This is a genomic window from Rheinheimera pacifica (assembly GCF_024809855.1).
Lineage (GTDB): Bacteria > Pseudomonadota > Gammaproteobacteria > Enterobacterales > Alteromonadaceae > Alishewanella > Alishewanella pacifica_A.
The window spans coordinates 146706-171980 of record NZ_JANUEM010000008.1 but is presented as its reverse complement, the minus strand read 5'-3'; the positions used below and the strand labels follow the sequence as shown (position 1 = coordinate 171980).

Genomic DNA, 25275 nt, shown 5'->3' with positions numbered 1-25275 from the left:
GATGTTTGGCGATTGATCTGATCACCGAACGCCATGAATGTTCCTTATGAGTTCATCTTTTTGTTTTAGTTAATAATTTTGTGGGGATACCTCAGACTCTGACCCCTTGAAAATTTTTGTGTGAAAGGTTAACCAGGCCAGGCTGACAGCTGCAACTTACTGCTGAATTGCTGCTGTTTTTGCGTTACAGGGTCGGTAAAACTTAACTGCTTTGCCAACAATTGCAACGGCGTATCAAACTGCGGTGCCTGCTTCGGCTGCAGTACCGGGTAGTAATTATCATGCAAAATCGGCATACCCAGGCTAAGCATATGCAGGCGTAGCTGATGGGTTTTACCGCTGTGTGGTGTCAGCTCAAACAGCCCGAGCTCGCCACTTTTCGACACCAGGCTAATATCAGACTGCGCATTTACCTCACCGGCCACTATGGCGTTAATAAAACGCGGCGTGCTTTTTTCAATGCGGTTTTTAATCTGCCAATGCTGTGGTAACGCAGCTGTGGCGGCCCGCGGTGTTAACCGCGCTACCGCCTGATATTGCTTGTTGATAATACCCTCGCTAAACAGCTGGTAATAAGCGGCGCGGCTTTGGGCATTAACAGAAAACAGTACCAGGCCTGCGGTATCACGGTCTAACCGGTGCACAGGGGCAATATCGCTTATACCGGTGTCGCGCTGTAAACGCGCCAGTAAGCACTCATTAACATACTCACCGCCTGGCGTTACCGGCAAAAAATGCGGCTTGTCGGCCACAATAATATGCTGATCGCGATACACAATGTGGTGGGCAAACGGAATAACCTGCTCAGCCGTTACCTCACGGTAATAGCATAGCCGTTTGCTGGGCATAAAGGGCGTATCTGTGCTGATGGCGTCGCCGTTAAACCAGTGCACTTTGCCCGCAGCAATACGCTCACGCCAGATAGCCTCGCTGATAAACGGAAACTGGCTGCAAAGAAATTGCAATACGCTATGCCAGCCGTTGTTAACGGCTGGCAGGGTAATTTCAGAGGCTTGGCGGGCTATCGACACTGTGTATTCCGGAGTGAAAATCAGCGCGCAGTGTAGCATAAAAGCCGTTACAATAGCCGCCCGTTGCCGTTCAGATGCTGTTGGAACCTGCATGTTGCATATTAATTCTGTCCTTAACCTACGCACGCAAGAACTGGCCAAAGCCACCCGGGTGTTTAACGCCCGTGGCAGTAAGGTTAAACGCTGCGAGCAGTGTCTGCTACCTGCTACCGATTGCATTTGCGCCAGTAAACCCAGCGTCGTGAGTAACAGCGCCTTTTGTTTTATTATGTACACCGGCGAGTGCTATAAACCGAGTAATACCGGCCGTATTATTGCTGATGTGATAGCCGACAACCATGCCTATGTCTGGGACAGAACCCGGCCCGATGCAACCATGCTGGCGCTGCTGAGTGATGCGCGTTATGCACCGATGGTGGTATTTCCGCAGCAATACGCCGAGGCTGAACGTTGCATAAATAGCCCGCTGGAGCTTAGCGCCATACAAAATGGCAAGATACCGCTGTTTATTATGCTGGACGGCACCTGGCGCGAAGCAAAAAAAATGTTTAAAAGCGCTTATTTAGCTAACCTGCCGGTGCTGGGCATTCAGCCACAACAAGCCTCAGGTTATCAGTTACGTGAAGCGGCACACCTGCACCAGCTGTGTACCGCCGAAGTTGCCATTGAAGTACTGAAGCTGGCAAACGATAATAGCGCTGCAACAGCACTGCAACAGTACTTTGATACCTTTCGCAGTGCTTATATTGCCGGTAAACCTCATCTGAGTTTTGCCTTGTAACACAGCAGAGACAACAGCAGGAATACTATGATTCAGGCAGTTATTTTTGATATGGACGGCGTACTGATTGATTCAGAGCCTATGTGGCATCAGGCCGAGCTTGAAGTGTTTAGCAACCTTGGCGTAACTATTTGCCCACAGCGCCAGCAGCAAACCGTAGGTATGACAACCAAAGCCGTTACTGCGCACTGGTACCAGCAGTCGCCGTGGACAACGATGTCACTGGATGACGCTGAACAAGCCGTGCTGCAACACGTTGCGGCGCAAATAAAGCAGCAAGGGGTAGCCAAAAAAGGCTTGCTACCACTGCTAAACCAGTTAAAACAGGCTGCTATACCAACCGGCCTGGCAACTAATTCGCCCGGTTTTTTAATGGATACCACCTTAGAAAAACTGCAGATCCGCCATTATTTTAATACCCACTGTTCGGTAGAAATGGTACAGCAAGGTAAACCAGCACCGGATATTTATTTACTGGCAGCAGAAAACCTTGGCGTAGCGCCCCAGCACTGTCTGGTGTTTGAAGACTCTTACACCGGCTTAAGCGCAGCCAAAGCAGCCGGGATGAAAGTTATAGCCTTGCCCGCCGTACACGACTGGCACCTGGAAAAATTCGATCTGGCCGAACTGAAACTACGCTGCCTCAGTGAGTTTGATTTAAACCAGCTTAGCAGCAACCCTTTTACTGTGGCTCAGTTTAGCGCCCAGCCTGCCTGATAACGGCAAGCTGCTGCCGGTATTGCGCCACCAGCCAGGGGGCGTCATCCAGCGCTAAATCGTGCCCGGCCCAGGGGTGCTGAATATGTGCTACCTGCCAGTAACGGGCTAAATCGGCCGAGCATTGCGGGCTTACCAAGCTATCACCCAGGCTGCTCAGTAATAACGTGGGGCATTGCGGCGCTGGCGTTACCACAAAACGACTTGCTGCCCATAACTGGCGCAGGGCATTTAATTTACTGACCGGCCTTTGTTGTTGCCATAACTGCCAGTCTGGTATGACACGGCTATGTGCGGCGGCATTGGCGCTGGTTAACTGTAAAATGAGTTGTTCACGCTGTGCAGCACCCACCACCACACTGCGCAAAATAGCCGGGTAATTACGCCAGTACAAACGGCGGAAAAACGGTGACAATGGCCTGGCACTACTGTTAATCAGCGTTACCGAGGCCACTTCATACGGATATTGCGCCGCCCAGTCGGCAGCCAGCATTCCGCCCAGTGAAATAGCCAGCAAATGCACCCGGCCGTTATATTGTGGCGTCTGCTGCCATTGTTGCCGCACCGATTGGCGTAGGCCGCTTATGCTGCAAGGCGAACACTGCTGATATAGCTGGCCGGTGCCGGCAAAGTCAAAGCTCAGTACCGGGTTAGGTAACGCAGCACTCAACAGGGTTTTAAATTCACCCCAATGACGCTGCTCACGGGTAAGGCCGCGGATCAGTAATACCGGTGTGGCATCTGCTAATACCGCAAAATTTGTTAATACCATAGCGCTCTGGCCTGTGCCTGTAACTGCGGGCGGTTAACCTGCGGCAACCAGTTTTGGTAAGACATAGTGCTGTTAATAAGAAAATTAATCAGGATAAGGTGACTGCGCAGCACCCGCCTTACCCGGTGTGGCTTTACCGGATGAAACATGCCCAGGCTGGATAACAGCTGAAACGGGTTTTTCCGTACCCAGTTCCACGAGCCCATTTCCAGCGTTAACGGCAGCATAGTGGTGTTGTGCGCCAGCGATAAATCGTACAGATAATCCCATAAATCACCATGGCACAGATAGTGTTGCGATTGCGGCTCAAAAATATAATTCTGGTGCGGGTAAGTTTGAAATAACAGCTCACGCAGCCGGTACATTTCAGCCAGATGTGCAATAGGCTGGCGCTTGCTTTTAGCGTACGGAAACCACAACCGGTCAGTAGTACCAAAACCGGAATGGCAATCCAGCACCAGTGAAAACGGCCGGTTAAACAGCTCGCGCTGAATAAAACCGGCTACGGCCTGGTTTTCTGCTTCCATTCTGTCGGTACGGCCACGATGCCAGGGAATAGTGCGGCTGATACGCTGGCCGCCCACCAGCCAGGCAGCACCTTCAGTGCATTCCACCGGAGCATTACGCATTAAATCAACACTATTGCCATTTGCCCGCCAGCCATTTGCCATACCGGCCGGGTTAACCAGCGGAATAAAATAAATACAGCAATGCGCCAGCGTATGTTGCAGGCATAAGTCCCAGGGTAAGCGGTTAAGTAAGGTTTGCAGATACGCCAGCACTACCTGGGTGCCAATACGCTCCAGGCCATGAATGCCCCCTACCAGCACCACAGCAGGAACAGATGCACTGCGGTTACCAAGTTGCAGGCCATATAATGGCAGGCGCTCTGCCATATGCGGTATGCTGGCAAGCAGCTCAACCTGTAATTGTGGCGGTGCCGTGTCAATTAACTGTTGCAGCTGAGCCAGCTCGGGCAGCATGGTGTCAGTATCAACCAACAGCGCACTCCGTTAGTGAAAGTTATATGACAGCATACCTGATGCCTGGCAGACAAAAATGGCAGTTTTATGAAGATTAACAGTAAAACGCCGCCAGAGTGGCGGCGTGATTAGCTTAGCAAAACGCAGGGTTAGTTGGCAGCGGTATCCAGCGGCGCAAAACTTTTTACTAAATCATCTACGGCTTTCATTTGCAGTAAATAATCTTCCAGTTTGGCCAGTGGTAAAGCACAGGGGCCGTCACATTTAGCCTGATTCGGATCCGGGTGGGCCTCAATAAACAAACCTGCCAGCCCAAGTGCCATACCCGAGCGCGCTAACTGTGCAGCCTGGGCGCGGCGGCCATCAGCCGAGCTTTCGCGGCCACCGGGTTTTTGTAAGGCATGGGTAGCATCAAAAATAACCGGGCCATAGTTTTTCATTTCATCCATGCCCAGCATATCAACCACCAGGTTGTTATAACCAAAACAGCTACCACGTTCGCACAGGATCACCTGCTCATTACCGGCTTCTTTAAACTTGGTAATAATATGGCGCATTTCATGCGGGGCTAAAAACTGCGGCTTTTTAACATTAATAACCGCACCGGTTTTTGCCATTGCCACCACTAAATCGGTTTGCCGGGCTAAAAACGCCGGTAATTGGATCACATCTACCACTTCGGCTACAGGAGCGGCCTGGTGCGGTTCATGCACATCGGTAATTAACGGTACATTAAACGTGCGCTTAATCTCTTCAAATATCTTTAAGCCTTCTTCCATGCCGGGGCCACGGTAAGAATGCACCGACGAGCGGTTGGCCTTATCAAACGAGGCTTTAAATACGTAGGGAATACCCAGCTTAGTGGTAACTTCCACGTAATGCTCGGCAATACGCATAGCTAAATCGCGTGATTCCAGCACATTCATGCCGCCAAATAACACGAAAGGTAAATGGTTAGCCACTTGCGTGCTGCCAACTTTAATAATTTGCGCAGTCATAGTTTTTCCTAAAACACAGGCACAACGCCTGTGGTATCTTTATCAGAATGCCGTTAAAAACACGGGCTGTTTAGTCATGGCAACCCGCAGTACCAGGCCCAGCCAACCCAGCGCACCTAAAAAGCAAATCCAGCGGATAGCCGCAGTGCGGCCTTTAAATGCCATTACGCCAAGCGCAATATAAGCCAGCACCGCAAGAAATTTTTCTGTCAGCCAGGCGTGCACAAACGGGTATTGCTGTAGCGTTAACATTAACAGCACAGCACTAACCAGCAGCAGAGTATCAATAACATGCGGGGCTATTTTAAAAAATTTTGTTTGTAGCATTGCCGCTGGCTTTAGGCTCATGGCATAACGCACTAACAGAAAACTGACACTGAGCACTACCATTAACAGGTGAAAGTGCTTATAAGCCATATACATAATGCTTGTCCTTCCTTTATTAATAAAACAGCCAGCGTAAGCTGGCTGCAGTTACTCGTTGCTATCCGGGTATTTTTGCAGTATTGCTTCCAGTTTGTCGACCCGGCTTTTAAATATTTCTACCAGTTCGGGGTCAAACTGCTTACCAGCTTCAGCTTCTATCGTTGCCATTACCCGTTCCAGCGGCCAGGCAGATTTATAACAGCGCCGGTGGCGCAATGCATCATAAACATCGGCAAGGGCTGCAATACGGCCGTAAATATGAATATCTTCACCTTTTTTACCGGCAGGGTAACCTGTACCATCCCATTTTTCATGGTGATCCTGCGCGATAACTGCACCGGCCTGAATAATGCTGCGTTTGGAGTCTTTTAATATGTCATAACCAATGCTGGTATGGGTTTTCATTACTTCCCATTCCTGCTCCTGCAGTTTAGCCGGTTTATTTAAAATGCCGTCCGGAATACCCACTTTGCCAACGTCATGCAATGGCGCGGCAAACATCAGCCGTTCGGCTTCTTCTTCCGGTAAACCATAAGCTTTTGCCAGATCGTAACAAATAAAGGCTACCCGTTTAACATGGTTACCGGTTTCAACAGAGCGATGCTCTACCGCTTCGCTTAAGCGGTATACAATTTCGCGTTGGGTGTCTTCTATTTCATGCTGCAGTTGCACATTTTCATAGGCTACCTGCACATTTTGTGAGAATAGCTCAATCAGCTTTTTCTGATTTTCGGTAATGGTGCCCGGCAAACCTGAAATATACAGCAAAGAACCATGGGTAAATTTACTGGTGCAGTAAGCCACCAGATAGTTATCGCGGTAAACAATACTGCGTGATTTTAAGGCTTTGTCAAAGGCGTCCATCAGCTCTGGTGCCAGCACTTCCTGCACCGGTTTACCTTCTTTGCTTTCAAACTCGCCCTGGCCGGCAAACACGACCAGATTGTGCGGATCGGTTATTTCACCGGCAACATTACCCGCTACCAGCGATGAGCTGACCAGTAAAGCATCTTCGTTACAGCCCAGAATAGATGTCAGTTGCTGCAATACGCCGTCAATAAACTGCTCCATCGAATGCGATGAGAATAAGTCGGCCGACGCATTAATGATTTTTTCCAGCCCCTGACGGCTTTGCTCCAGTGACATAATATCGCGGTAGGAGCGCAGGCTGGACATAATAACGGTAAACAGTTTTTGCGCAGTAAGCTCGGTTTTTGATTTATAGTCGTTAATATCGTAGTTAATAATAACCTGGCGCTCCGGCGCCTGCCCCGGCTGGCCGGTGCGTAAAATAATACGCACATGTTCGTTATGCAACTCTTCACGGGTATAGCGCGCTACCAGCAAGCCGGCGTCGTCGGTTTCCATGACTACATCCAGCAAAATAATAGCGGTGTCGGGGTGTTGTTTAATAAGTTCTTTAGCTTCAGCACCGGAGTAAGCACTGAAAAACGTCAGGTTTTTACTTTGAAAAGTAAAATCACTCAACGCCAGTTTGGTAACGGCGTGCACTTCCGGCTCATCGTCAACAATCAGTACTTTCCAACTACCGTTAAGCACCGCGACTGTGGGTTCTGGCTCTTCGGCAAATAAAAAATCATCGCTCATCCGCTTTTCCTTTAGCTTGCTTTAGTCTGAGTAATTGCTGAATTAGTTATATGCTGTATCCAGAGCAGGGTCAAAGGAAATGGATAAAAACAACTGCTTAACCCGCTAAACAACCACCACTGATACGCCAGTTGTTACCGTAATCACGTTTTGACTCAACCTGAGTAAAACCGGCTTGCTGTAGCAATAACCGCACTGCATCAGCCTGATTATAGCCATGCTCCAGATAAAGCCAGCCATTGGCATTAAGATGCTGCGGCGCCTGACAGATGATCTGGCTGATATCAGCCAGCCCCTGTTGCTCAGCAGTCAGAGCGGTAACCGGCTCATATTGCAGTGTGGCTAAATGCGGGTCCTGCGGATCGATATACGGCGGATTGCTGACAATCAGATCAAACTTTGTGCTGCCAAGTGCGCTAAACCAGTTACTTTGCAGCACGGTGCAATTTTTTATCTGCAGTTTTTCCCGGTTACGTTCAGCCAGTGCTGCCGCTTTAGCAATGTAATCTACCGCGGTTAACTGCCACTGCGGTTTATTGTGTGCCAGCGCCAGCGCAATAGCGCCGGTGCCGGTGCCTAAATCCAGCACTGCTGCCTTGGCTGGTAGTGGCAGTGCTAAGGCTTGTTCAACCAGTATTTCGGTGTCGGACCGCGGGATCAAGGTGCTGGGGGCGACTTCAAGCTGTAAGTCAAAAAAGTGCCAGTAGCCAAATAAATAGGCCAGTGGCTGGCCCGACAGGCGCGCACTTAGCAGCTCAGTTAACCGGGCCAGCTCGGCACTGCTAAGTTCACGCTCAGGGTGGCTGTATAAATAGCTGTTGCTAACATTAAGCACATGGCACAGGCACAATCTGGCTTCAATATCAGCCGTTGCGCTAACGGCCTGCAGCTGTTGCTGTGCCTGCTTTTGCCACTGTGCCAGTGTTTGCTGTTGCACGTTTTGCCGCACTTTTGGCCGCATTTAGCGGTTCTCGTCGGCCAATGCGGCTAACAAGTCGGCCTGATGCTCGTGCTTTAACGGTTCTAATACCTGATCCAGATCACCTTCCATTACCTCGTTTAAGCGGTAAATGGTAAGGTTTATCCGGTGATCGGTTAAACGGCCCTGCGGGAAGTTATAGGTACGGATGCGTTCAGAACGATCGCCACTGCCTACTAATGAGCGGCGGGTAGATTCTTCCGCCAAACGGCGTTTTTCATCTTCTGCCGCCTGAATACGTGACGCTAACACACTCATCGCCCTGGCACGGTTTTTATGTTGCGAACGTTCGTCCTGACACTCTACCACTATACCGGTTGGTAAGTGCGTTATACGAATGGCAGAGTCAGTACGGTTAACGTGCTGACCACCGGCACCGGAAGCACGGTAGGTATCCACTTTTAAATCTGCCGGGTTTATTTCTATTGCTTCACTTTCCGGGATCTCCGGCATAATGGCAACGGTGCAGGCCGAGGTGTGCACCCTGCCCTGTGATTCGGTAGCCGGTACGCGCTGCACGCGGTGGCCGCCAGATTCAAACTTCAGCGTACCGTAAGCCCCTTCGCCCTGTACGCTGGCAATAATTTCTTTATAGCCACCATGCTCGCCATCACTGGCGCTGACAACTTCAAGTTTCCAGCGGCGTTTTTCGGCAAAACGGCTGTACATACGAAAGACATCACCGGCAAAAATAGCCGCTTCATCGCCACCGGCACCGGCACGAATTTCCAAAAAGCAGCTGTTATTGTCGTTTGGATCTTTGGGCAGCAATAAAATTTGCAGTTCCTGATCCAGTTGCTCAATGCGTTCTTTGGCGGCTTTATATTCTTCCTGCGCCATTTCACGCATATCCGGATCGCTGTCTTTTTGCATTTCTTCAGCCGAGGCTAAATCCTGCTGCGCCTGCTGATAGTCGGCAAAGGCTTTGCTGATATCTTCCAGTTGGCTGTATTCTTTTGACAGCTCACGAAACTTGCTTTGATCGCTTATTACGCCAGCATCACTTAATAATGCCTGCACTTCTTCGTAGCGCTCAGCCAGCCCTTCCAGCTTGCGGTATACCGATTCTTTCATGGTGTTTTATTTGCCTGATTAAAGATCTAACAAGGTGTTGATCAATGTTTGTTTGTTCGGTTCATCATCCTGCACTAACTGGCGGATGGCTTTGGTTGGGCTGTGCATCAGCCGGTTACTCAGTTTAGTTGACAGTTCAGCCAGCACTTTTTCCGCGTCTTGTCCGGCGGCCAGTTGGTTAGCTGCTTTGGCCAGTAATTCTGTACGCACCTGCTCGCAGCGCTGGCGATAATCGCGCACCCAATCGACACTGCCTTGCAGGGTTAACCACTGGGCAAACTCGGCTGCGCCAACGGCAATCATCTGCTTTGCCTGCTCAGCTGCCTGCAAACGGTTATTCAGGTTTTGCGCCACTATCGACTGTAAATCATCTACGGTATACAGGTAAGCATCCTCCAGCTCTGCCACTTGCTGCTCAATATCGCGTGGCACGGCTAAATCAACCAGAAACATTGGCTTATGCTTTCGCTGTTTTAACGCTTGCTCTACCATGCCTTTACCAACTATCGGCAAAGTGCTGGCGGTAGAGCTGATCACAATGTCTGCATCAGCCAGCGTTGACGGCACCTGCGCCAACGTAATGGCCGAGGCACTGAATTGCTCAGCTAAGTGCACTGCACGCTCATAAGTGCGGTTAGCGACTGTTAGCTGCCCGGCGCCTTGCTCCTGCAAATGTTTGGCTACCAGCTCAATGGTTTCACCGGCGCCAATCAGCAACACCCGTACTTTGGCCAGGTTACCGAAAATTTGCCTGGCCAGGCTTACCGCCGCAAACGCCACAGATACTGCATTGGCGCCAATATCGGTGTCGGTGCGCACCTGTTTGGCCACCGCAAAGGTTTTTTGAAACAAACGCTCAAACTGCGGGTTAACGGTGCCAGCACTGCGCGCCTGATTGTACGCTTGCTTTACCTGGCCGAGAATTTGCGGCTCGCCAAGCACCAGCGAATCCAGACCAGAGGCTACCTGCATCAGATGCTCGGCGGCAGCATTGTCCTGATGTAAATACAAATGCGGCTGTAATTCACTGCCATCAATCGCATGAAATTGTGCCAGCCAGGCAATTACCTGTTCCGCTTGGGTGGCTGTGCCGTTAAAATACAATTCAGTGCGGTTGCAGGTAGATAAAATTACCGCATCGGAAATACTGGTTAATGTAGTCAGTTCGCGCAAGGCTTCAGGCAACTGCTCAGGCGCAAAAGCAACTTGCTCGCGCAGGGCAACCGGTGCCGTTTTATGATTAATGCCGAGTGCGAAAATGACTGTCACCTGTATCTTCAGAATTGTCAGGGGGCGAATTGTACAAAAAGCCCCAACTTAATAAAAGCGAAGAAAGCTCAGTGAAGGACTTTAGTGTGGCGCATCCGTTTATTCGTCCGTTATTTATCAGCATTGTTATTTTATTACTCAGTGCCTGTAGCGTATTTCAGCGCCAGGCTCCGGCTGAAACGCCGCTTACCATCAACGAGCGTGAACAACATATACTGGCAATGCAACAATTTTCGTTGCAAGCCAGTGTTGGCATTAAAACACCGGAAGACTCGCTTAGCGGTAACTTGCGCTGGCAACAGCAAGACGGCGCAACTTACAACGCCCGTTTAAGTAATTTTGTTGGTATCAGCCTGTTCGAGCTAAGCGAAACTGAACAAGGCAGCGCTATTACTATTAAAGGTGAAACCTACCGCGCCGTAGATACCAGCACCCTATTGCTACAACTGTCGGGCTGGTCAATGCCGCTGCACGACATGCCGCTATGGCTGCGTGGCTTACCCGGCAGTAAAGGCCGCAACATTATACGCGACGAATTTGGCCGGGTTACGTCATTTGATTTAACAGACAGCACCGGTATTGTCTGGCAGTTGCAGTATCAGGGCTTTTTCCCCGACAGTCTGGCGCTGCCCAGGCGCCTGTTACTGCAAAGCAGCGACAGCCAAATTAAAATTGTGATCCGGAGCTGGCAATGAAGCACCTTACCCTGCCGGCAGTGGCAAAACTGAATTTGTTTTTACATATTACCGGTCGCCGGCCTGACGGCTATCACAACCTGCAAACCTTGTTTCAGTTGCTGGATGTCGGCGATGAGCTGAGCTTTACCCAGCGCCCGGATGGCAATATCACTCTTGATTGTAATGATGCATCGCTGGTTAACGAGCAAAACCTGGTGCTGCGCGCTGCCCGCCTGTTACAGCAATATAGCAACAGTACGCAAGGCTGCGATATTTATCTGGATAAACGCCTGCCAATGGGCGGCGGTTTAGGTGGTGGCTCATCCGATGCTGCCACTACATTGCTGGGGTTAAATAAATTATGGCAACTGAATTTAACCACCGATACGCTGGCTGAGCTGGGGCTAAAACTGGGTGCCGATGTGCCCTTGTTTGTTCGTGGCTACACGGCCTTTGCCGAAGGCGTAGGCGAAAAATTACAACCGCTGCCTATGGCCGAAAAAGTTTACCTGGTGGTTACACCAGATTGTCATATCAGTACAGCTGAAATTTTCCAACACCCTGATTTAATACGCAATACACCCATTATAAGCTTTGAGCAGGTGTTAACAGCGCAATGGCGTAACGACTGCCAGCCATTGGTAGAACAGCTCTACCCTATTGTTGCAATAACCTTACAGTGGTTGGTAGAATACGCGCCGTGTCAAATGACGGGTACTGGCGCCAGTGTGTTCGCCGCATTCCCGGACCAGACCAGTGCTCAGCATGCTCTTGCGCAATTACCGCCGTCCTGGCGTGGTTTTATTGCCAAAGGGGTCAACCAGTCGCCTGTGTGGGCTGCGTTGGCAGATACCGAATAAGTAACCGCAGCGGTGTTTTTGCCGCTGTTAATTGATAAACCGGACTCACCACCGCCCTGAGGATCCTACCGTGCCTGACATGAAGGTTTTCGCTGGTAACGCTATACCAGAACTCGCAAGTAAAATCGCCAGCCGCCTGTATATTAAACTTGGAGATGCCGAAGTCGGCCGTTTCAGTGATGGGGAAGTTAGTGTCCAGATCAATGAAAATGTGCGTGGTTCTGATGTGTTTATCATCCAGTCAACCTGCGCTCCGACTAACGATAACCTGATGGAACTGATTGTAATGGTTGACGCGCTGCGTCGTGCTTCAGCCGGCCGTATCACAGCAGTAATACCCTACTTCGGTTATGCCCGTCAGGACCGCCGTGTACGTTCAGCCCGGGTGCCTATTACCGCCAAAGTAGTGGCCGACTTTTTATCCAGCGTCGGGGTAGACCGCGTATTAACGGTAGACTTGCACGCCGAGCAAATCCAGGGGTTCTTCGACGTACCGGTAGATAACGTATTCGCCAGCCCGGTGCTGCTGGACGATATGCGTAAAAAAGGCTTTACCTCGCCGGTAGTGGTATCACCGGATATCGGCGGTGTAGTACGTGCCCGTGCTATTGCCAAATTACTGAACGACGCCGATTTAGCTATTATCGACAAACGCCGGCCAAAAGCTAACGTTGCCCAGGTAATGCATATTATCGGTGATGTAAAAGACCGCGACTGTATTATCGTTGACGACATGATCGACACCGGCGGTACTTTATGTAAAGCGGCCGAAGCCTTAAAAGAGCAAGGCGCCAAGCGAGTATTTGCTTATGCGACTCACCCGGTATTTTCCGGCGGCGCAGCAGAGAACATCGCCAATTCGGTGATCGATGAGCTGATTATCACCGATACCATTCCGCTAAGTGCCGAAATGAAAGCCGTATCTAAGGTGCGCCAACTGACATTAAGCGAAATGCTGGCCGAGTGTATCCGCCGGATCAGCAACGAAGAATCTATCTCTTCAATGTTCGACTAAGCACCATCTTATATGTGTAAAAGGCGCTGCGGCGCCTTTTTTTGTTTGCCTCGCTTATTAATTCCTTCATTGTTTTCATTTGCAGCTTCTGTAGCCCGGTGGTAATATGTCGCGCCCCTGAAAAGGGCATCCAGCCTGAGACTGGTCGCGAGTCTTGGGAAACCTTAATTTTTGGAGTACATCATGTCTGATGCAATTTTTACATTAAATGCAGAAGTCCGTACTGACGCGGGGAAAGGTGCGAGCCGCCGCCTGCGTCACGAAGACAAAGTACCAGCTATCATTTACGGTGGTAGCAAAGCACCGGTTTCTATCACTTTAGAGCATTCTAAACTGTTAAAAGCTCAAAGCTTTGAAGCGTTTTACTCTCACATTCTGACCATTAAAGTTGGCAAAGAAGATGTAAAAGCTATCGTTAAAGCTATGCAACGTCACCCGTTCAAGCCAAAAATCATGCACGTTGACTTCCAACGCGTTGAAGCTGGCCACGAGCTGAACACTGTTGTTCCTGTTCACTTCGTTAACGAAGAAGCTGCAATCAAAAAAGGTGGCGTAGTAGTACACGCTGCAAACGAAATCGAAATCTCTTGTCTGCCTAAAGACTTACCAGAGTTTATCGAAGTTGACATGAGCAATGTTGAAGTAGGTGCCCACCTGCACTTATCTGATCTGAAAGCACCTAAAGGTGTTACTTTCGTTCAGTTAGCGAAAGGTCACGACTTAGCAGTTGTTTCTGTAAACAAACCAGCTGGTAAAGCTGCTGACGAAGAAACTGCCGCAGAGTAATGTCTGGCAGCGTTCAGTCAACAGTTCAGTTGATTGTGGGCCTGGGGAATCCGGGCCCGGAATACAGCCAGACACGGCACAATGCCGGTGTCTGGTTTGTACAGCAGCTGGCCCACGCCTTTAATGTCAGCTTAAAAAACGAGCCGAAGTTTTTCGGTTATACCGGTAAGTTTGTTTGCGCCGGGCAAGAATTCAAGTTACTTATTCCCTCTACTTATATGAATTTAAGCGGTAAAGCCGTGCTGGCTATGGCACAGTTTTACAAGCTGACACCCGAACAAATACTGGTAGCGCATGATGAAATGGCACTGGAGCCGGGTGTGGCAAAATTTAAACTCGGTGGTGGCCATGCGGGCCACAATGGCCTGCGCGATATTATGGCGCGCCTTGGCAACAACCCGAATTTCTACCGGCTACGGCTTGGCATTGGCCATCCGGGCCATAAAGATCAGGTAACTGGCTATGTATTGGGCAAGGCCCCGGCCAGTGAACAAAACCTGATTGAACAAAGTATTGATGAGGCAGCACGTTGCTTTGACATTCTGGCCCGCGATGGCCTGGTTAAAGCGCAAAACCGCCTGCACAGTTTCAAAGCCAGCTAAACAGCAGGCGCCGTTAATTACAGCACGTAAAGGATACTAGTTATGGGTTTCAAATGTGGCATCGTCGGCTTACCTAACGTAGGCAAATCCACCCTGTTTAATGCGTTAACCAAAGCAGGGATTGAAGCAGCCAACTTTCCGTTCTGTACTATTGAACCCAATACCGGCGTAGTGCCGGTGCCTGATTTACGGTTGGATAAGCTGGCGAAAATTGTTAACCCTCAGCGCGTACTGCCAACTACCATGGAGTTTGTTGATATTGCCGGTTTGGTAAAAGGTGCCTCTAAGGGTGAAGGCCTTGGCAATAAATTTCTGGCAAATATCCGCGAAACAGACGCCATCGGCCACGTTGTGCGCTGTTTTGACGATGAAAATATTATTCACGTAGCAGGCAGAATTGACCCGGCTGACGATATCGACACTATTAATATGGAGCTGGTGCTGTCTGATATGGACAGCACAGAGCGTGCTATGTTGCGTGTTAGCAAAAAAGCCAAAGGCGGCGATAAAGATGCTAAAGCTGAAATGGCCGTGCTGGAAAAAGTTAAAGCGCATTTAGAGCAAGGCCACACACTACGCCAGTTACCGCTTGATAAAGAAGAAAAAGCGTTAATTGCTTATATGAACTTCTTAACCATTAAGCCCACCATGTACATTGCCAACGTAATGGACGATGGCTTTGAGAATAACCCTTACCTGGACATAGTACAGGCTATTGCCGACAAAGAAGGGACGATCGTTGTGCCGGTGTGTGCGGCGATAGAATCAGAAATCGCCGAACTGGACGACGACGAGAAAGCCGAGTTTATGGCCGATATGGGCTTAGAAGAGCCTGGCTTAAACCGGGTGATCCGCGGTGGCTATTCACTGCTAAGCCTGCAAACCTATTTTACTGCCGGCGTTAAAGAAGTACGCGCCTGGACAGTAGCCGTAGGCGCCACAGCACCACAAGCTGCCGGTGTTATTCACACCGACTTTGAAAAAGGCTTTATCCGCGCTGAAGTTATCGCCTATAACGACTTTGTGCAGTTTAACGGCGAAGCCGGAGCCAAAGAAGCTGGCAAATGGCGCTTAGAAGGTAAAGACTACATTGTAAAAGATGGCGATGTAATGCATTTCCGTTTTAACGTCTAACCAAATTTTAGCGCCGGAAAAAGCCGTTGTTTGCCGACAACGGCTTTTTTATTGCTTGTGAAACCAGCGTTTTGCGTATTAATTCGGCAAACGAACCAACATTGATTTTTAAACGCAAAAAAACGGTTGACGCTATAGGAGCAGTTCTGGATAATACGCGCCACTTGCTTAGGTCAAGTTATAGTGGCTACATAGCTCAGCTGGTTAGAGCACAGCACTCATAATGCTGGGGTCGCAGGTTCGATTCCCGCTGTAGCCACCACTTAACTTTACCTGTGCATGCGGGGATGGCGGAATTGGTAGACGCACTGGATTTAGGTTCCAGCGCCGCGAGGTGTGAGAGTTCGAGTCTCTCTCTCCGCACCACTTTACAGTGGTTGCACACAAGTTTTTGCAGGGGCGTAGCCAAGCGGTAAGGCAGCGGGTTTTGATCCCGCCATGCGTTGGTTCGAATCCAGCCGCCCCTGCCATTAATTCAGTGAACGTAGTTTTCGTAAAATCCTGCCAAACGACGATCACACAACAGTGTTTCAGTAGGGGCGTAGCCAAGCGGTAAGGCAGCGGGTTTTGATCCCGCCATGCGTTGGTTCGAATCCAGCCGCCCCTGCCATTAAACAGAAGAACCCAGCTTAGGCTGGGTTTTTGCTTTCTGGTTTCGCCTGTTTTGGTTTAGCTTAAATTTGCCGGTTACAACATCTTTTGTGCTCACCACAGCAACTCACAAATGCTAACGCATTTGTTCAGACACTCTGCGGCTGCGCCAAAAGAGTTCTAATCTGCTATTGAGAGAAGGTTGGAACCCTGCAGCGCACAGCCACAGAGTGTCTGAGTCCTGCCGTAGGCATAAGGACGAGTTGCTGTGGCGAGCACTGTAGGTGTTGCAACCGTATCGCTGGGCACAAGTCCCAACCTACTTTGACGATCAGTTACTCAGAACCAACTGCATAACGTGCTACTAAGGTTTTTAGCATAGTACTGCGCGCAGCCACACTTAATGCAAACTGGCGCAATTTACGCAGCGGCGTAATATCATTACCGAATACCTGATAAAAGCCATCCATCGCGCTCATCATTAATAAGTTCGCCGGCTTACGTTTGCGCTGATAGCGTTGCAGCAAAGCAGCATTGCCAATATCAGTATTATGCCGTTGTGCATCGATAATCAGCTCTGTGAGTAGTTTAGCGTCAGCAAAACCCAGGTTAACCCCCTGCCCCGCCAGCGGGTTAATGGTATGGGCGGCATCGCCTGCTAATGCTACACGGCCAGCGTAATAACGGTTAGCGTCCATCCGTGCCAATGGAAACCAGGAACTGGCGACCACTTCAACTTCACCTATTTGCACCGGAAAAGCTTTCATAAGCTCCTGTGTTAACTGCGCCGGGTTAAGTGCAGCCAGCTGCTTTACCCTTGTGGCTTCGTCGTACCAAACTATTGAGCCTTGGTTACCCGGCAACGGTAAAAAGGCTTTTGGCCCACCTGGCGTAAATTGCTGCCAGGTAACATCTTGTTGCGGGTAAGGCGTATTAACCAGCGCAACTAAACACGCCTGGCGGTATTGCCAGCCATTGGTGCCAATACCAGCCAACTGGCGCAGTTGTGAGTTGCCACCATCTGCTGCAATGACCAGTTTACTTATTAGTGTTTCGCCGCTATCGAGCAGCAATATCGCACTGTCGGCATTTTGCTGCAATGCACTGACAGATGCCGGGCAAAATAGCTGCACATTAGCGCCAAATTGCTGCCACAGCGCCAGTTGCAGCAGGTTATTCTCTACAATATGGCCCAAATGGCTGCGTTTAATATCTGCCGCGTTAAAGGTAACGATGTTGTGTGGCTGTTCAAACGCCTGTAAGCGCTGATAAGGGCACAGGCGCATCTGCGAAAGCGTCTGCCAGGCACCGAGTTGGGTTAGCCAGGCTTCGCTGGCAAGGTTAATAGATGACACCCGCAAATCCGGCGCACTGTCAGCGTTAAATTCAGGCGGCGGCTGCTTTTCTATCAGGGCAACACGCATACCCGCCTGACTTAACGCCAATGCAATAGCGGCGCCTACCATGCCGCCGCCAACGATGCTGATGTCGATATTATGCTCAGACGCTGTATTAGTAGTCATAGGTATTATTCACATTCTCTGTTAGCGGCATTGTACGCCAGAGCCGCGTAAAAACGAAAACTGCCATTTATTGTTGAATACTGAAAGTAAAATGGCTTAGGGCCTGTCTTTGTTAGTTCAAAATTCGGATAACAAGGACACTTTATGAAACTTTATCTAAGTGCAGCTATAGCTTTATTGTTCAGCATCAAACTTATGGCCGCTACCATAGCCCCCTCTCCTGAGCAGGTAACACCTTTGCTGAATGGTTTAACCATACCGGACGTCAGCTTAACAACAGCTGATAATAACCCGGTACAACTTGCGGAACTGGTAAAGCAAAAACCCAGCGTACTGGTATTTTATCGCGGCGGCTGGTGCCCTTATTGCAATGCACAATTATCTGCACTGCGCGATATTGAGCCACGGCTTAATCAACTGGGTTATCAGCTGATTGCTATAACGCCAGATAGTACTGCGTCAATCAATAAGAGTTTAAAAAACACCGGCGGCCAGCGGCTGAACTATGCGCTGTTGTCTGATGCTAATTTTGCTGCCAGCAGCGCTTTTGGCCTGGCGTATTATCTGGATGATAAAACCGCAGCGGCTTACAAAGGCAAGCTAGGCAGCCTGATCACTACCGAAACCGGCACTGAGAAAGTAGTACTGCCGGTGCCGGCAGTGTACATCGTTAACACTCAAGGCGAAGCGCTGTTTAACTATGTACATATTAACTATAAAACCCGGTTAGAAGGCGAATTGCTGTTAAAGGCTGCCGAGTTGGCGCTGCAATAAACCTATCTCTTTTCAGGTCGTCTCTCACCTGTTCATAGCGGCGGACAAAGCCATATTTTCCGCTGCTGTTTTTTTATTAAAAAGCGTTGACGCAACGACAAAAATGCGGCATTTTCGCGCCCTATTTGGCAAGCGCCTTAGCTGATGCTAGCCTGTTGGTTTTACCCTCTGTCGGAGATAACTGATGCGTAATGTAACCGTTGCTGCAACTCAAATGGTTGGCGGCTGGAATGTTGATGAAAACATCAAACGTGGCGAGCGTTTAGTGCGTGAAGCGGCCGCTCAGGGCGCCCAAATTATCCTGCTGCAGGAGTTGTTTGAGCGCAATTATTTCTGCCAGAAACAAAAACCGGATTATTTAGCTTTTGCCACTACAGTAGCAGAGAACAAAGCTGTGGCGCATTTTACTAAAATCGCCAAAGAGCTGAACGTAGTACTGCCCATCAGTATTTACGAGCGCGCCGGTAACTGCCTGTATAACAGCGTGGTAATTATCGACGCCGACGGCGAAAACCTGGGCACTTACCGTAAAAGCCATATTCCGGATGGCCCGGGTTACAGCGAAAAATACTACTTCACGCCCGGCGATACCGGTTTTAAAGTGTTTGCCACCAAGTACGCCAAAATCGGCGTGGGTATTTGCTGGGATCAATGGTTCCCCGAGTGCGCGCGCAGCATGGCACTAATGGGCGCAGAGCTGCTGTTTTACCCTACGGCAATCGGCAGCGAGCCGCACGACCCAACCATCAGCTCACGTGATCACTGGCAGCGCACACAGCAAGGCCATGCTGCTGCTAACTTAATGCCACTGATTGCTTCTAACCGTATCGGTACTGAAACCGAAGGCGATTACCATATTACCTTCTACGGCAGCTCTTTTATTGCCGACGAAACCGGTGCCAAGGTACAGGAAGCTAACGAGACAGACGAAGCCGTGCTGGTGCATACCTTTGACTTAGACGCCGTTGCAGCTACCCGCCGTGCCTGGGGCATTTTCCGTGACCGCCGTATTGATATCTACGGTGCTGTTATGACCAAAGATGGCGAAACCAAACAACCTGTTAAACAAGGTGGTAACTAAGTGGCTTTTACAACACTAAACAGCACGCCACGCGCCGACGGTTTTAGCATGCCTGCCGAGTGGGCTGCGCATAAGCAAACCTGGATGGTATGGCCAGAGCGCACCGACAGCTGGCGTTTAGGCGCCAAACCGGCACAGCAGGCCTTTGTGGCGGTAATTAAAGCTATTGCCGGGTTTGAGCCGGTAACCGTTGGCGTATCTGCTAACCAATACGCCAATGCGCTGGTACAGCTTACCGATGCCGGCACAAAATTTCCTATCCGCGTGGTTGAGATATCAAACAACGATGCCTGGTGTCGTGATACCGGGCCAACCTTTGTAACTAACGCTAACGGCGGAGTACGCGGTATCGACTGGACCTTTAACGCCTGGGGCGGTTTAAACGGTGGTTTGTACTTCCCGTGGGATAAAGACGATCAGGTGGCCAGCAAGGTGCTGGGTATAGAGCAACTGCCGCGTTACCGCACCGAGGGCTTCGTGCTGGAAGGTGGCGCTATTCATGTTGATGGTGAAGGTACTCTGTTAACTACGGCAGAGTGCTTATTAAACAGCAACCGTAACCCGCATTTAAGCCGTGAGCAGATAGAACAGCAGATGCGTGATTATCTGGGCATCGACAAAGTTCTGTGGTTAGAAGACGGTATCTTTAACGATGAAACCGACGGCCATATCGACAACATGGCCTGTTTTGTTAAACCCGGTGAAGTGGTGCTGGCCTGGACCGATGACGAAACCGATCCACAGTATGCCCGCAGCAAGGCAGCGTTGGATTATTTAGAAGCAGCAACCGATGCTAAAGGCCGCAAAATTAAAGTACATAAGTTACCGGTACCGGCGCCTATTATCGCCAAAGCGGAAGAGTACGCCACGGTAGATGCCACCATGAGCGCCATTCCACGCGAGGCCAATGCCCGCCTGGCGGGCTCTTACATTAACTTTTATTTGTGTAATGGCGGCTTAATACTGCCAACGTTCGACGACCCTAACGATAAAGTAGCAGCAGACATTTTGCAAAGCCTGTATCCGGCGCATAAAGTAGTCACAGTGCCGGGCCGCGAGATTCTGCTGGGTGGTGGTAATATTCACTGTATTACCCAGCAACAGCCTCGCTAACTCAATTACTCTGCTGACGTGAATAGCAGATGCGAAGCAGTCTTTTCTTTGACCGTTGAACGCCCGGACGGCGTGTCGAAGAAAAGATCTGCGTAGTAGCTGCGGTATCGCTGAGCTGGTTCATTTAGCGAGCAAGCTCCGATTGCAACACCCGCCCCGGCTCGTCACAGCAACTCGCGAGTGTTAACACACTCACTCAGACACTCTGTGACGACCGAAACGGGGTTCCAATCTACACATAGCCTTCCATTGAGGATTCAAAAATGTCCAAAGCCTGCGCCTTACATATACTGGTAAAAACCCGTGAAGAAGCGGAAAAACTCAAACAGCAACTGGCCAAAGGCGCTGATTTTGGCAAACTGGCCAAACAACACTCACAATGCCCGTCGGGTAAAAAAGGCGGTGATTTAGGCGAGTTCCGCAAAGGCCAGATGGTAAAAGCCTTTGATGATGTTGTATTTAAAGGCCCGCTATTAGAGGTTCAGGGGCCGGTGAAAACCCAGTTCGGCTTTCACCTGATTAAAACTTTGTATCGCAGCTAGTTTAACGGCTTATTCATTACAACTGACAATCTGATTTATCGCGCTGATGCTGCCATTTTGCCAGATCATCTCATAATGGCCGCACTGAACAATTTGCCTGACATACTGCGGGCTAAATAAGCCCCAACACACAGCACCGCTGTTACGCACCGAGTAATACTGTACACCGGCACCGCCCTGCCCACGTAAATGGATCCCAAGCGCACGGGCTGCGCTGTAGTCCTCTTTTGCATAAACCGCGTGCTGTGCTGACAAGGTAGTCAAATCTGCCAGACTAACATCGGCAAACTGACAACTTAGTGCCCGGAACACAAAGCGCTCATAGGCCAGCCCCGGCACTTTGGCCCAATAACAGCCCTGATGGTAAGCCACTTCACTGATTGCCGTTTGCACGGTATCCGCCAGATATAGCACACCAAAACGGCCGTCAGAAAAACGGCTACCGGCCGGGTTTACATGGGTAAAAGGGGCAACAGCATAAGAGCAGCCGGCAATGCCAAAGGGGATCTCAGTGCGGGGCAGCAAACTCAGGTTACCTGCCTGCGCCTGTAGCCTGGGGTTAGTAAGTGCTTGCAGTGTAAATAAGGCATCGAACTCATCAGCATCTGCTACATCGTCAAACACCGACTGCGGCGGATATTTCGAATTAATCAGCCGGTAGCTTTGCTGCTGATGTAATTTAACCTGAGATAAATTGTCCGGCCCCACACTCGCCTTTACTACCACATGCCACCACGCAAGGCATCAATGTGTTTAAAGGTTTCGTACAGCGCCGCAAACTGGCCGCTGCTGATAATATCCAGCGGGCTGCTACCATTAAAATACGGGTTATGGTTGGGTAACGCCATAAAACCATACAGGTTTTGCGGGTTATCAAACAATAGCCTTAAGCTGCTGTGAATATTCAGCAGGTAGCTTATACGCTCTATCTGGTCTTGCGTTAAGCTGGCGCAGTAAGGGTCATTACGGTATTTGTAATATGCTGCTTTGGAGATCTGTAAAATGCGCTGCACTTGCTCTGGCGAGCATTGCCATTTATCCAGAATAGCAAATACGGCTTTAAGCCCTGTAGCAGCAACTTGCCGCTGGCTTTGTCTGTCGAGCTGTACCGCTTGCATAACAACCTCGTACCTTGCCAAATTGATATCAATATAGACCATTAATAAAAATATGTCTACATAGAGACAATCATGCAGCTAAAAAAGCAGACACTATGGTCTGCTTCGTTTTATGCTTTCCCTAAGGCCTTTGCGCGCAGCTTGGCTTTTAGCATACCTTTCTTTGCCGGTTTTTTCGGCCCGTCACCGTGGCGAGCCTGTGCTTGCGCTGGTGAAACATAGGTAGGGTCGTGCTCGTAACCCGGCAGTATTTTAGCCGTGATCACCTGTTGAATAAGCCGCTCTATATCCTGCAACGCTTTAATTTCTTCCGGCGTGATCAGTGTTAACGCCACACCACTGTTACCGGCACGGCCGGTACGGCCAATACGGTGTACATAATCTTCCGGCACCTGTGGTAAATCGTAATTCACTACATAAGGCAGCTCGTTAATATCCAGCCCACGGGCGGCAATATCAGTTGCGACCAGTACCCTTACGCTGCCGGTTTTAAAATCTTCCAGCGCTTTAGTGCGGGCGCCCTGGCTTTTATCGCCATGAATGGCTGCGCTTTTTAAGCCATCTTTCGCCAGTTGCTTCGCCAGACGGTCAGCACCGTGTTTAGTACGAACAAAAACCAGCACCTGCGGCCAGTTATTTTTACCAATAACATGCGATAACAGCTCGCGTTTGCGGTGCCGGTCAACTAAATATGCCAGTTGCTCTACCCGCTCGGCAGTGGCATTGGTTGCTGCTACTTCAATCAACTGCGGGCTGTTTAGCAACTCATCGGCCAGTTGTTTTATCTCATTGGAATAGGTAGCAGAAAACAGCAGCGTTTGCCGTTTAGCCGGCAACTTGGCCATAATGCGTTTGATATCAACAATAAAGCCCATATCCAGCATGCGGTCGGCTTCGTCCAGTACCAGCACCTCTAGCGCAGATAAATCCACGGTTTTCTGGTGCAGGTGGTCAATAAGGCGCCCTGGCGTAGCAACCAGTATATCCAGCCCCTGCCCGGCTTCATCATATTGTGGCCGAATAGATACACCGCCATAAAACACCGCTGAGCGTGTATCCAGGTACTGGCTATATTTACGCACATTGTCATACACTTGCTGGGCCAGTTCACGGGTTGGCGTTAACACCAGTACCCGCACCTGATTTGGCGCTACGACCTTAGGCGCATTGAGCATTTGCTGCAGCAACGGTAAAGTAAAGGCCGCCGTTTTGCCCGTACCGGTCTGCGCACCAGCCAGCACATCTTTACCGGCCAGAATCACCGGTATACTTTGCAATTGCACCGGCGTAGCAGCAGCATAGCCTTGCTCTGACAGAACACGTAAAATGGGCGCCGCCAAGGCGAGAGATTGAAATGACATTAAAATTCCTGTTTTGCCAAAGCTTAACTACCGTTGCCGTTATTGCGCTGAAATACTGCACACGGCTTAAAGCGCGCAGTATAGCAGAACAGCACCGCACGGAGTTAACCCCGTGAGCAACTGGTATCTGTATATGGTGCAAACCGGTAGTGGCATGCTATATACCGGCATTAGTACCGATCCTGTCAGGCGATTGCGCCAGCACAGTGGCGAGCTGGCCGGCGGTGCTAAAGCACTACGCGGTAAAGGGCCGTTAACGCTGGTGTATCAGCAGCCTGTTGCTGATAAAAGCACTGCCGCCAAAGCCGAGTATCAACTTAAACAACTATCCAGAAGTGCAAAGCTGGCACTTGCCGCCAGCTATAACCCAAGTGAGATTTGATGGACAACTTTTTGCTTATCCTGGCTTATCTGTGTATTGGCGTTTTACTGCGCCGGTTACCTGCCATGCCACAAAACAGCGGTATTGCACTGAATATGTATGTGCTTTATGTGGCACTGCCTGCACTGATCCTGAAAAACGTACCCCAGTTACAATTTTCTGCTGCATTACTTATTCCGGCCGTTACACCCTGGTTGCTGCTGTTGGCAGTAGTGGCAACAGTATTGCTGCTCAGTAAAGTATTTCGCTGGCCCCGCGAGGTTACCGGCGCCTTGTTAATCGTGCTGCCGCTGGGTAATACCTCGTTTTTAGGCTTTCCGATGACAGAGGCATTATTTGGCAGTAACGCCATGCCTTATGCGGTGGTATACGATCAGCTGGGTTCATTTATTGCGCTGGCAAGTTATGTCACGGTTATTGCTGCGCTATACAGCCCAACAGCAGCCAAACCAACTGTTAAAGGTATTATCGTTAAAGTTATTACCTTTCCGTCTTTTATTGCCTTACTACTGGGCTTGTTACTGCGCGGCACTGAATATCCGCCCTTTGCCACACAGTTAATTGATAATCTGGCAGCAACTCTGGTACCGGTGGTAATGGTAGCGGTAGGTTTTGCCCTGACGATCAAATTCAGTAAAAGCGAAATATCGCCGCTTATTTGTGCACTGCTGATTAAACTTGCGCTCATGCCTGCGCTGGTAGCTGCGCTGTGGTTTAGTGTTGGCCAACGTGGTATTGCTGTGGATGTCAGTATTTTTCAGGCAGCAATGCCACCGATGATCTCTGCCGGTGCTATTGCCATTATGGCAGGGCTGGCGCCGCGCCTGGTTAGTGGCATTATTGGTATTGGTATCTTACTGGGGCTGGTTAGCTTACCGGTGGTATTCTGGCTGCTGCATTAATCGCCATCAGACTGATCTTTTGCCGGTTTTAACCGGCTGGCTTTCTTCAGCGCATCGTTAAGCAAAAATTCAATCTGGCCGTTAACACTGCGAAACTCATCATCTGCCCAGCGCTGCAAAGCGCTGAGCATTGTTTCGTCAATACGTAAGGCAAAGGCTTTTTTAGCCACAACAAC

General features: G+C 49.9%; 29 protein-coding genes and 4 tRNA genes. 19 read left to right on the top strand and 14 right to left on the bottom strand.

The window, feature by feature from the left end; all coding sequences use genetic code 11:
- Window positions 1-128: 128 nt before the first annotated feature.
- Complete coding sequence (locus M2404_RS12415; protein ID WP_259240059.1) at window positions 129-1031, bottom strand: pseudouridine synthase; 903 nt, start codon at window positions 1029-1031, stop codon at window positions 129-131.
- A gap of 91 nt (window positions 1032-1122) precedes the next feature.
- Between M2404_RS12415 and M2404_RS12410 the strand changes: the two genes are divergently transcribed.
- Both M2404_RS12410 and hxpB read left to right on the top strand, forming a co-directional pair.
- Window positions 1123-1812 carry a tRNA-uridine aminocarboxypropyltransferase gene (locus M2404_RS12410; protein WP_259240058.1) on the top strand — a complete coding sequence of 230 codons (690 nt, stop codon included), beginning with the start codon at window positions 1123-1125 and terminating at the stop codon, window positions 1810-1812.
- 27 nt (window positions 1813-1839) lie between these two features.
- The gene (gene hxpB / locus M2404_RS12405; RefSeq protein WP_259240057.1) at window positions 1840-2529 is read left to right on the top strand and encodes a hexitol phosphatase HxpB; all 690 of its coding nucleotides are present in this window, start codon (window positions 1840-1842) and stop codon (window positions 2527-2529) included.
- Here hxpB and M2404_RS12400 read toward each other — a convergent pair.
- The 8 genes from M2404_RS12400 to hemA all read right to left on the bottom strand — a co-directional run bounded on the left by M2404_RS12400 (window position 2510) and on the right by hemA (window position 10638).
- Complete coding sequence (locus M2404_RS12400) at window positions 2510-3301, bottom strand: alpha/beta fold hydrolase (protein ID WP_259240056.1); 792 nt, start codon at window positions 3299-3301, stop codon at window positions 2510-2512. The genes hxpB and M2404_RS12400 overlap by 20 nt on opposite strands.
- A complete protein-coding gene (locus M2404_RS12395) occupies window positions 3292-4302 on the bottom strand; it encodes a M14 family zinc carboxypeptidase (protein WP_259240055.1) in 1011 nt (336 codons plus the stop codon). The genes M2404_RS12400 and M2404_RS12395 overlap by 10 nt, the downstream gene beginning before the upstream one ends.
- Window positions 4303-4433: 131 nt before the next feature.
- Complete coding sequence (kdsA, locus tag M2404_RS12390; RefSeq protein WP_259240054.1) at window positions 4434-5282, bottom strand: 3-deoxy-8-phosphooctulonate synthase; 849 nt, start codon at window positions 5280-5282, stop codon at window positions 4434-4436.
- 42 nt (window positions 5283-5324) lie between these two features.
- The gene (locus M2404_RS12385; RefSeq protein WP_259240053.1) at window positions 5325-5705 is read right to left on the bottom strand and encodes a SirB2 family protein; all 381 of its coding nucleotides are present in this window, start codon (window positions 5703-5705) and stop codon (window positions 5325-5327) included.
- Window positions 5706-5756: 51 nt separating this feature from the next.
- On the bottom strand, window positions 5757-7316 hold the full coding sequence (locus tag M2404_RS12380) for a DUF3369 domain-containing protein (RefSeq protein WP_259240052.1): 1560 nt from the start codon (window positions 7314-7316) through the stop codon (window positions 5757-5759).
- A 97-nt stretch (window positions 7317-7413) separates the two neighbouring features.
- Window positions 7414-8277 (bottom strand): peptide chain release factor N(5)-glutamine methyltransferase, encoded by an 864-nt coding sequence (prmC, locus tag M2404_RS12375; RefSeq protein WP_259240051.1) that lies wholly within the window; start codon window positions 8275-8277, stop codon window positions 7414-7416.
- A complete protein-coding gene (gene prfA / locus M2404_RS12370) occupies window positions 8278-9369 on the bottom strand; it encodes a peptide chain release factor 1 (RefSeq protein ID WP_259240050.1) in 1092 nt (363 codons plus the stop codon).
- An 18-nt stretch (window positions 9370-9387) separates the two neighbouring features.
- A complete protein-coding gene (gene hemA, locus M2404_RS12365) occupies window positions 9388-10638 on the bottom strand; it encodes a glutamyl-tRNA reductase (RefSeq protein WP_259240049.1) in 1251 nt (416 codons plus the stop codon).
- 29 nt (window positions 10639-10667) lie between these two features.
- Between hemA and lolB the strand changes: the two genes are divergently transcribed.
- The 10 genes from lolB (at window position 10668) to M2404_RS12315 (ending at window position 16322) form a co-directional block, all read left to right on the top strand.
- Window positions 10668-11333 (top strand): lipoprotein insertase outer membrane protein LolB, encoded by a 666-nt coding sequence (gene lolB, locus M2404_RS12360; protein ID WP_259240048.1) that lies wholly within the window; start codon window positions 10668-10670, stop codon window positions 11331-11333.
- Complete coding sequence (gene ispE / locus M2404_RS12355; RefSeq protein ID WP_259240047.1) at window positions 11330-12175, top strand: 4-(cytidine 5'-diphospho)-2-C-methyl-D-erythritol kinase; 846 nt, start codon at window positions 11330-11332, stop codon at window positions 12173-12175. The genes lolB and ispE overlap by 4 nt, the downstream gene beginning before the upstream one ends.
- Window positions 12176-12254: 79 nt before the next feature.
- On the top strand, window positions 12255-13190 hold the full coding sequence (locus M2404_RS12350; protein WP_405047784.1) for a ribose-phosphate pyrophosphokinase: 936 nt from the start codon (window positions 12255-12257) through the stop codon (window positions 13188-13190).
- A 183-nt stretch (window positions 13191-13373) separates the two neighbouring features.
- Window positions 13374-13976 carry a 50S ribosomal protein L25/general stress protein Ctc gene (locus tag M2404_RS12345; RefSeq protein ID WP_259240045.1) on the top strand — a complete coding sequence of 201 codons (603 nt, stop codon included), beginning with the start codon at window positions 13374-13376 and terminating at the stop codon, window positions 13974-13976.
- Window positions 13976-14578, top strand: a complete 603-nt coding sequence (gene pth, locus M2404_RS12340; RefSeq protein WP_259240044.1) for an aminoacyl-tRNA hydrolase — start codon at window positions 13976-13978, stop codon at window positions 14576-14578. Before M2404_RS12345 ends, pth begins: the two co-directional genes overlap by 1 nt.
- 42 nt (window positions 14579-14620) lie before the next feature.
- Window positions 14621-15712 (top strand): redox-regulated ATPase YchF, encoded by a 1092-nt coding sequence (ychF, locus tag M2404_RS12335; protein WP_259240043.1) that lies wholly within the window; start codon window positions 14621-14623, stop codon window positions 15710-15712.
- 185 nt (window positions 15713-15897) lie between these two features.
- Window positions 15898-15974, top strand: a tRNA-Met gene (locus M2404_RS12330).
- A 19-nt stretch (window positions 15975-15993) separates the two neighbouring features.
- Window positions 15994-16078, top strand: a tRNA-Leu gene (locus M2404_RS12325).
- Between the two features lie 29 nt (window positions 16079-16107).
- A tRNA-Gln gene (locus M2404_RS12320) sits at window positions 16108-16182 on the top strand.
- Window positions 16183-16247: 65 nt separating this feature from the next.
- A tRNA-Gln gene (locus M2404_RS12315) sits at window positions 16248-16322 on the top strand.
- 316 nt (window positions 16323-16638) lie between these two features.
- On the opposite strand, the gene M2404_RS12310 is transcribed toward M2404_RS12315, so the two are convergent.
- Window positions 16639-17826 carry an FAD-dependent oxidoreductase gene (locus tag M2404_RS12310; RefSeq protein WP_259240042.1) on the bottom strand — a complete coding sequence of 396 codons (1188 nt, stop codon included), beginning with the start codon at window positions 17824-17826 and terminating at the stop codon, window positions 16639-16641.
- Window positions 17827-17970: 144 nt separating this feature from the next.
- Here M2404_RS12310 and M2404_RS12305 point away from each other — a divergent pair, with 144 nt between their 5' ends.
- The 4 genes from M2404_RS12305 to ppiC all read left to right on the top strand — a co-directional run bounded on the left by M2404_RS12305 (window position 17971) and on the right by ppiC (window position 21336).
- Entirely contained in the window at window positions 17971-18600 is a 630-nt protein-coding gene (locus tag M2404_RS12305; protein ID WP_259240041.1) for a peroxiredoxin-like family protein, read from the top strand.
- Between the two features lie 184 nt (window positions 18601-18784).
- Entirely contained in the window at window positions 18785-19681 is an 897-nt protein-coding gene (aguB, locus tag M2404_RS12300; RefSeq protein ID WP_259240040.1) for an N-carbamoylputrescine amidase, read from the top strand.
- Window positions 19682-20794 (top strand): agmatine deiminase, encoded by a 1113-nt coding sequence (gene aguA, locus M2404_RS12295; protein ID WP_259240039.1) that lies wholly within the window; start codon window positions 19682-19684, stop codon window positions 20792-20794.
- A gap of 263 nt (window positions 20795-21057) precedes the next feature.
- Complete coding sequence (ppiC, locus tag M2404_RS12290) at window positions 21058-21336, top strand: peptidylprolyl isomerase PpiC (RefSeq protein WP_259240038.1); 279 nt, start codon at window positions 21058-21060, stop codon at window positions 21334-21336.
- A gap of 9 nt (window positions 21337-21345) precedes the next feature.
- Here the strand turns inward: ppiC and M2404_RS12285 are convergent, their stop codons facing one another.
- The 3 genes from M2404_RS12285 to M2404_RS12275 form a co-directional block, all read right to left on the bottom strand.
- On the bottom strand, window positions 21346-22062 hold the full coding sequence (locus M2404_RS12285) for an RES family NAD+ phosphorylase (protein WP_259240037.1): 717 nt from the start codon (window positions 22060-22062) through the stop codon (window positions 21346-21348).
- A complete protein-coding gene (locus M2404_RS12280) occupies window positions 22056-22454 on the bottom strand; it encodes an MbcA/ParS/Xre antitoxin family protein (protein ID WP_259240036.1) in 399 nt (132 codons plus the stop codon). The genes M2404_RS12285 and M2404_RS12280 overlap by 7 nt, the downstream gene beginning before the upstream one ends.
- A 110-nt stretch (window positions 22455-22564) precedes the next feature.
- On the bottom strand, window positions 22565-23815 hold the full coding sequence (locus M2404_RS12275; RefSeq protein WP_259240035.1) for a DEAD/DEAH box helicase: 1251 nt from the start codon (window positions 23813-23815) through the stop codon (window positions 22565-22567).
- Between M2404_RS12275 and M2404_RS12270 the strand changes: the two genes are divergently transcribed.
- Genes M2404_RS12270 through M2404_RS12260 form a run of 3 tightly spaced genes read left to right on the top strand, consistent with a single transcriptional unit; the run spans window position 23809 to window position 25099 of the window.
- Entirely contained in the window at window positions 23809-23931 is a 123-nt protein-coding gene (locus M2404_RS12270; RefSeq protein ID WP_259240034.1) for a hypothetical protein, read from the top strand. The genes M2404_RS12275 and M2404_RS12270 overlap by 7 nt on opposite strands.
- Window positions 23928-24197, top strand: a complete 270-nt coding sequence (locus tag M2404_RS12265) for a GIY-YIG nuclease family protein (RefSeq protein WP_259240033.1) — start codon at window positions 23928-23930, stop codon at window positions 24195-24197. Before M2404_RS12270 ends, M2404_RS12265 begins: the two co-directional genes overlap by 4 nt.
- The gene (locus M2404_RS12260; protein ID WP_259240032.1) at window positions 24197-25099 is read left to right on the top strand and encodes an AEC family transporter; all 903 of its coding nucleotides are present in this window, start codon (window positions 24197-24199) and stop codon (window positions 25097-25099) included. Before M2404_RS12265 ends, M2404_RS12260 begins: the two co-directional genes overlap by 1 nt.
- Here the strand turns inward: M2404_RS12260 and M2404_RS12255 are convergent.
- Window positions 25096-25269 (bottom strand): type II toxin-antitoxin system antitoxin, encoded by a 174-nt coding sequence (locus M2404_RS12255; RefSeq protein ID WP_259240031.1) that lies wholly within the window; start codon window positions 25267-25269, stop codon window positions 25096-25098. The two genes, M2404_RS12260 and M2404_RS12255, sit on opposite strands and share 4 nt — an antisense overlap.
- Window positions 25270-25275 lie beyond the last annotated feature (6 nt).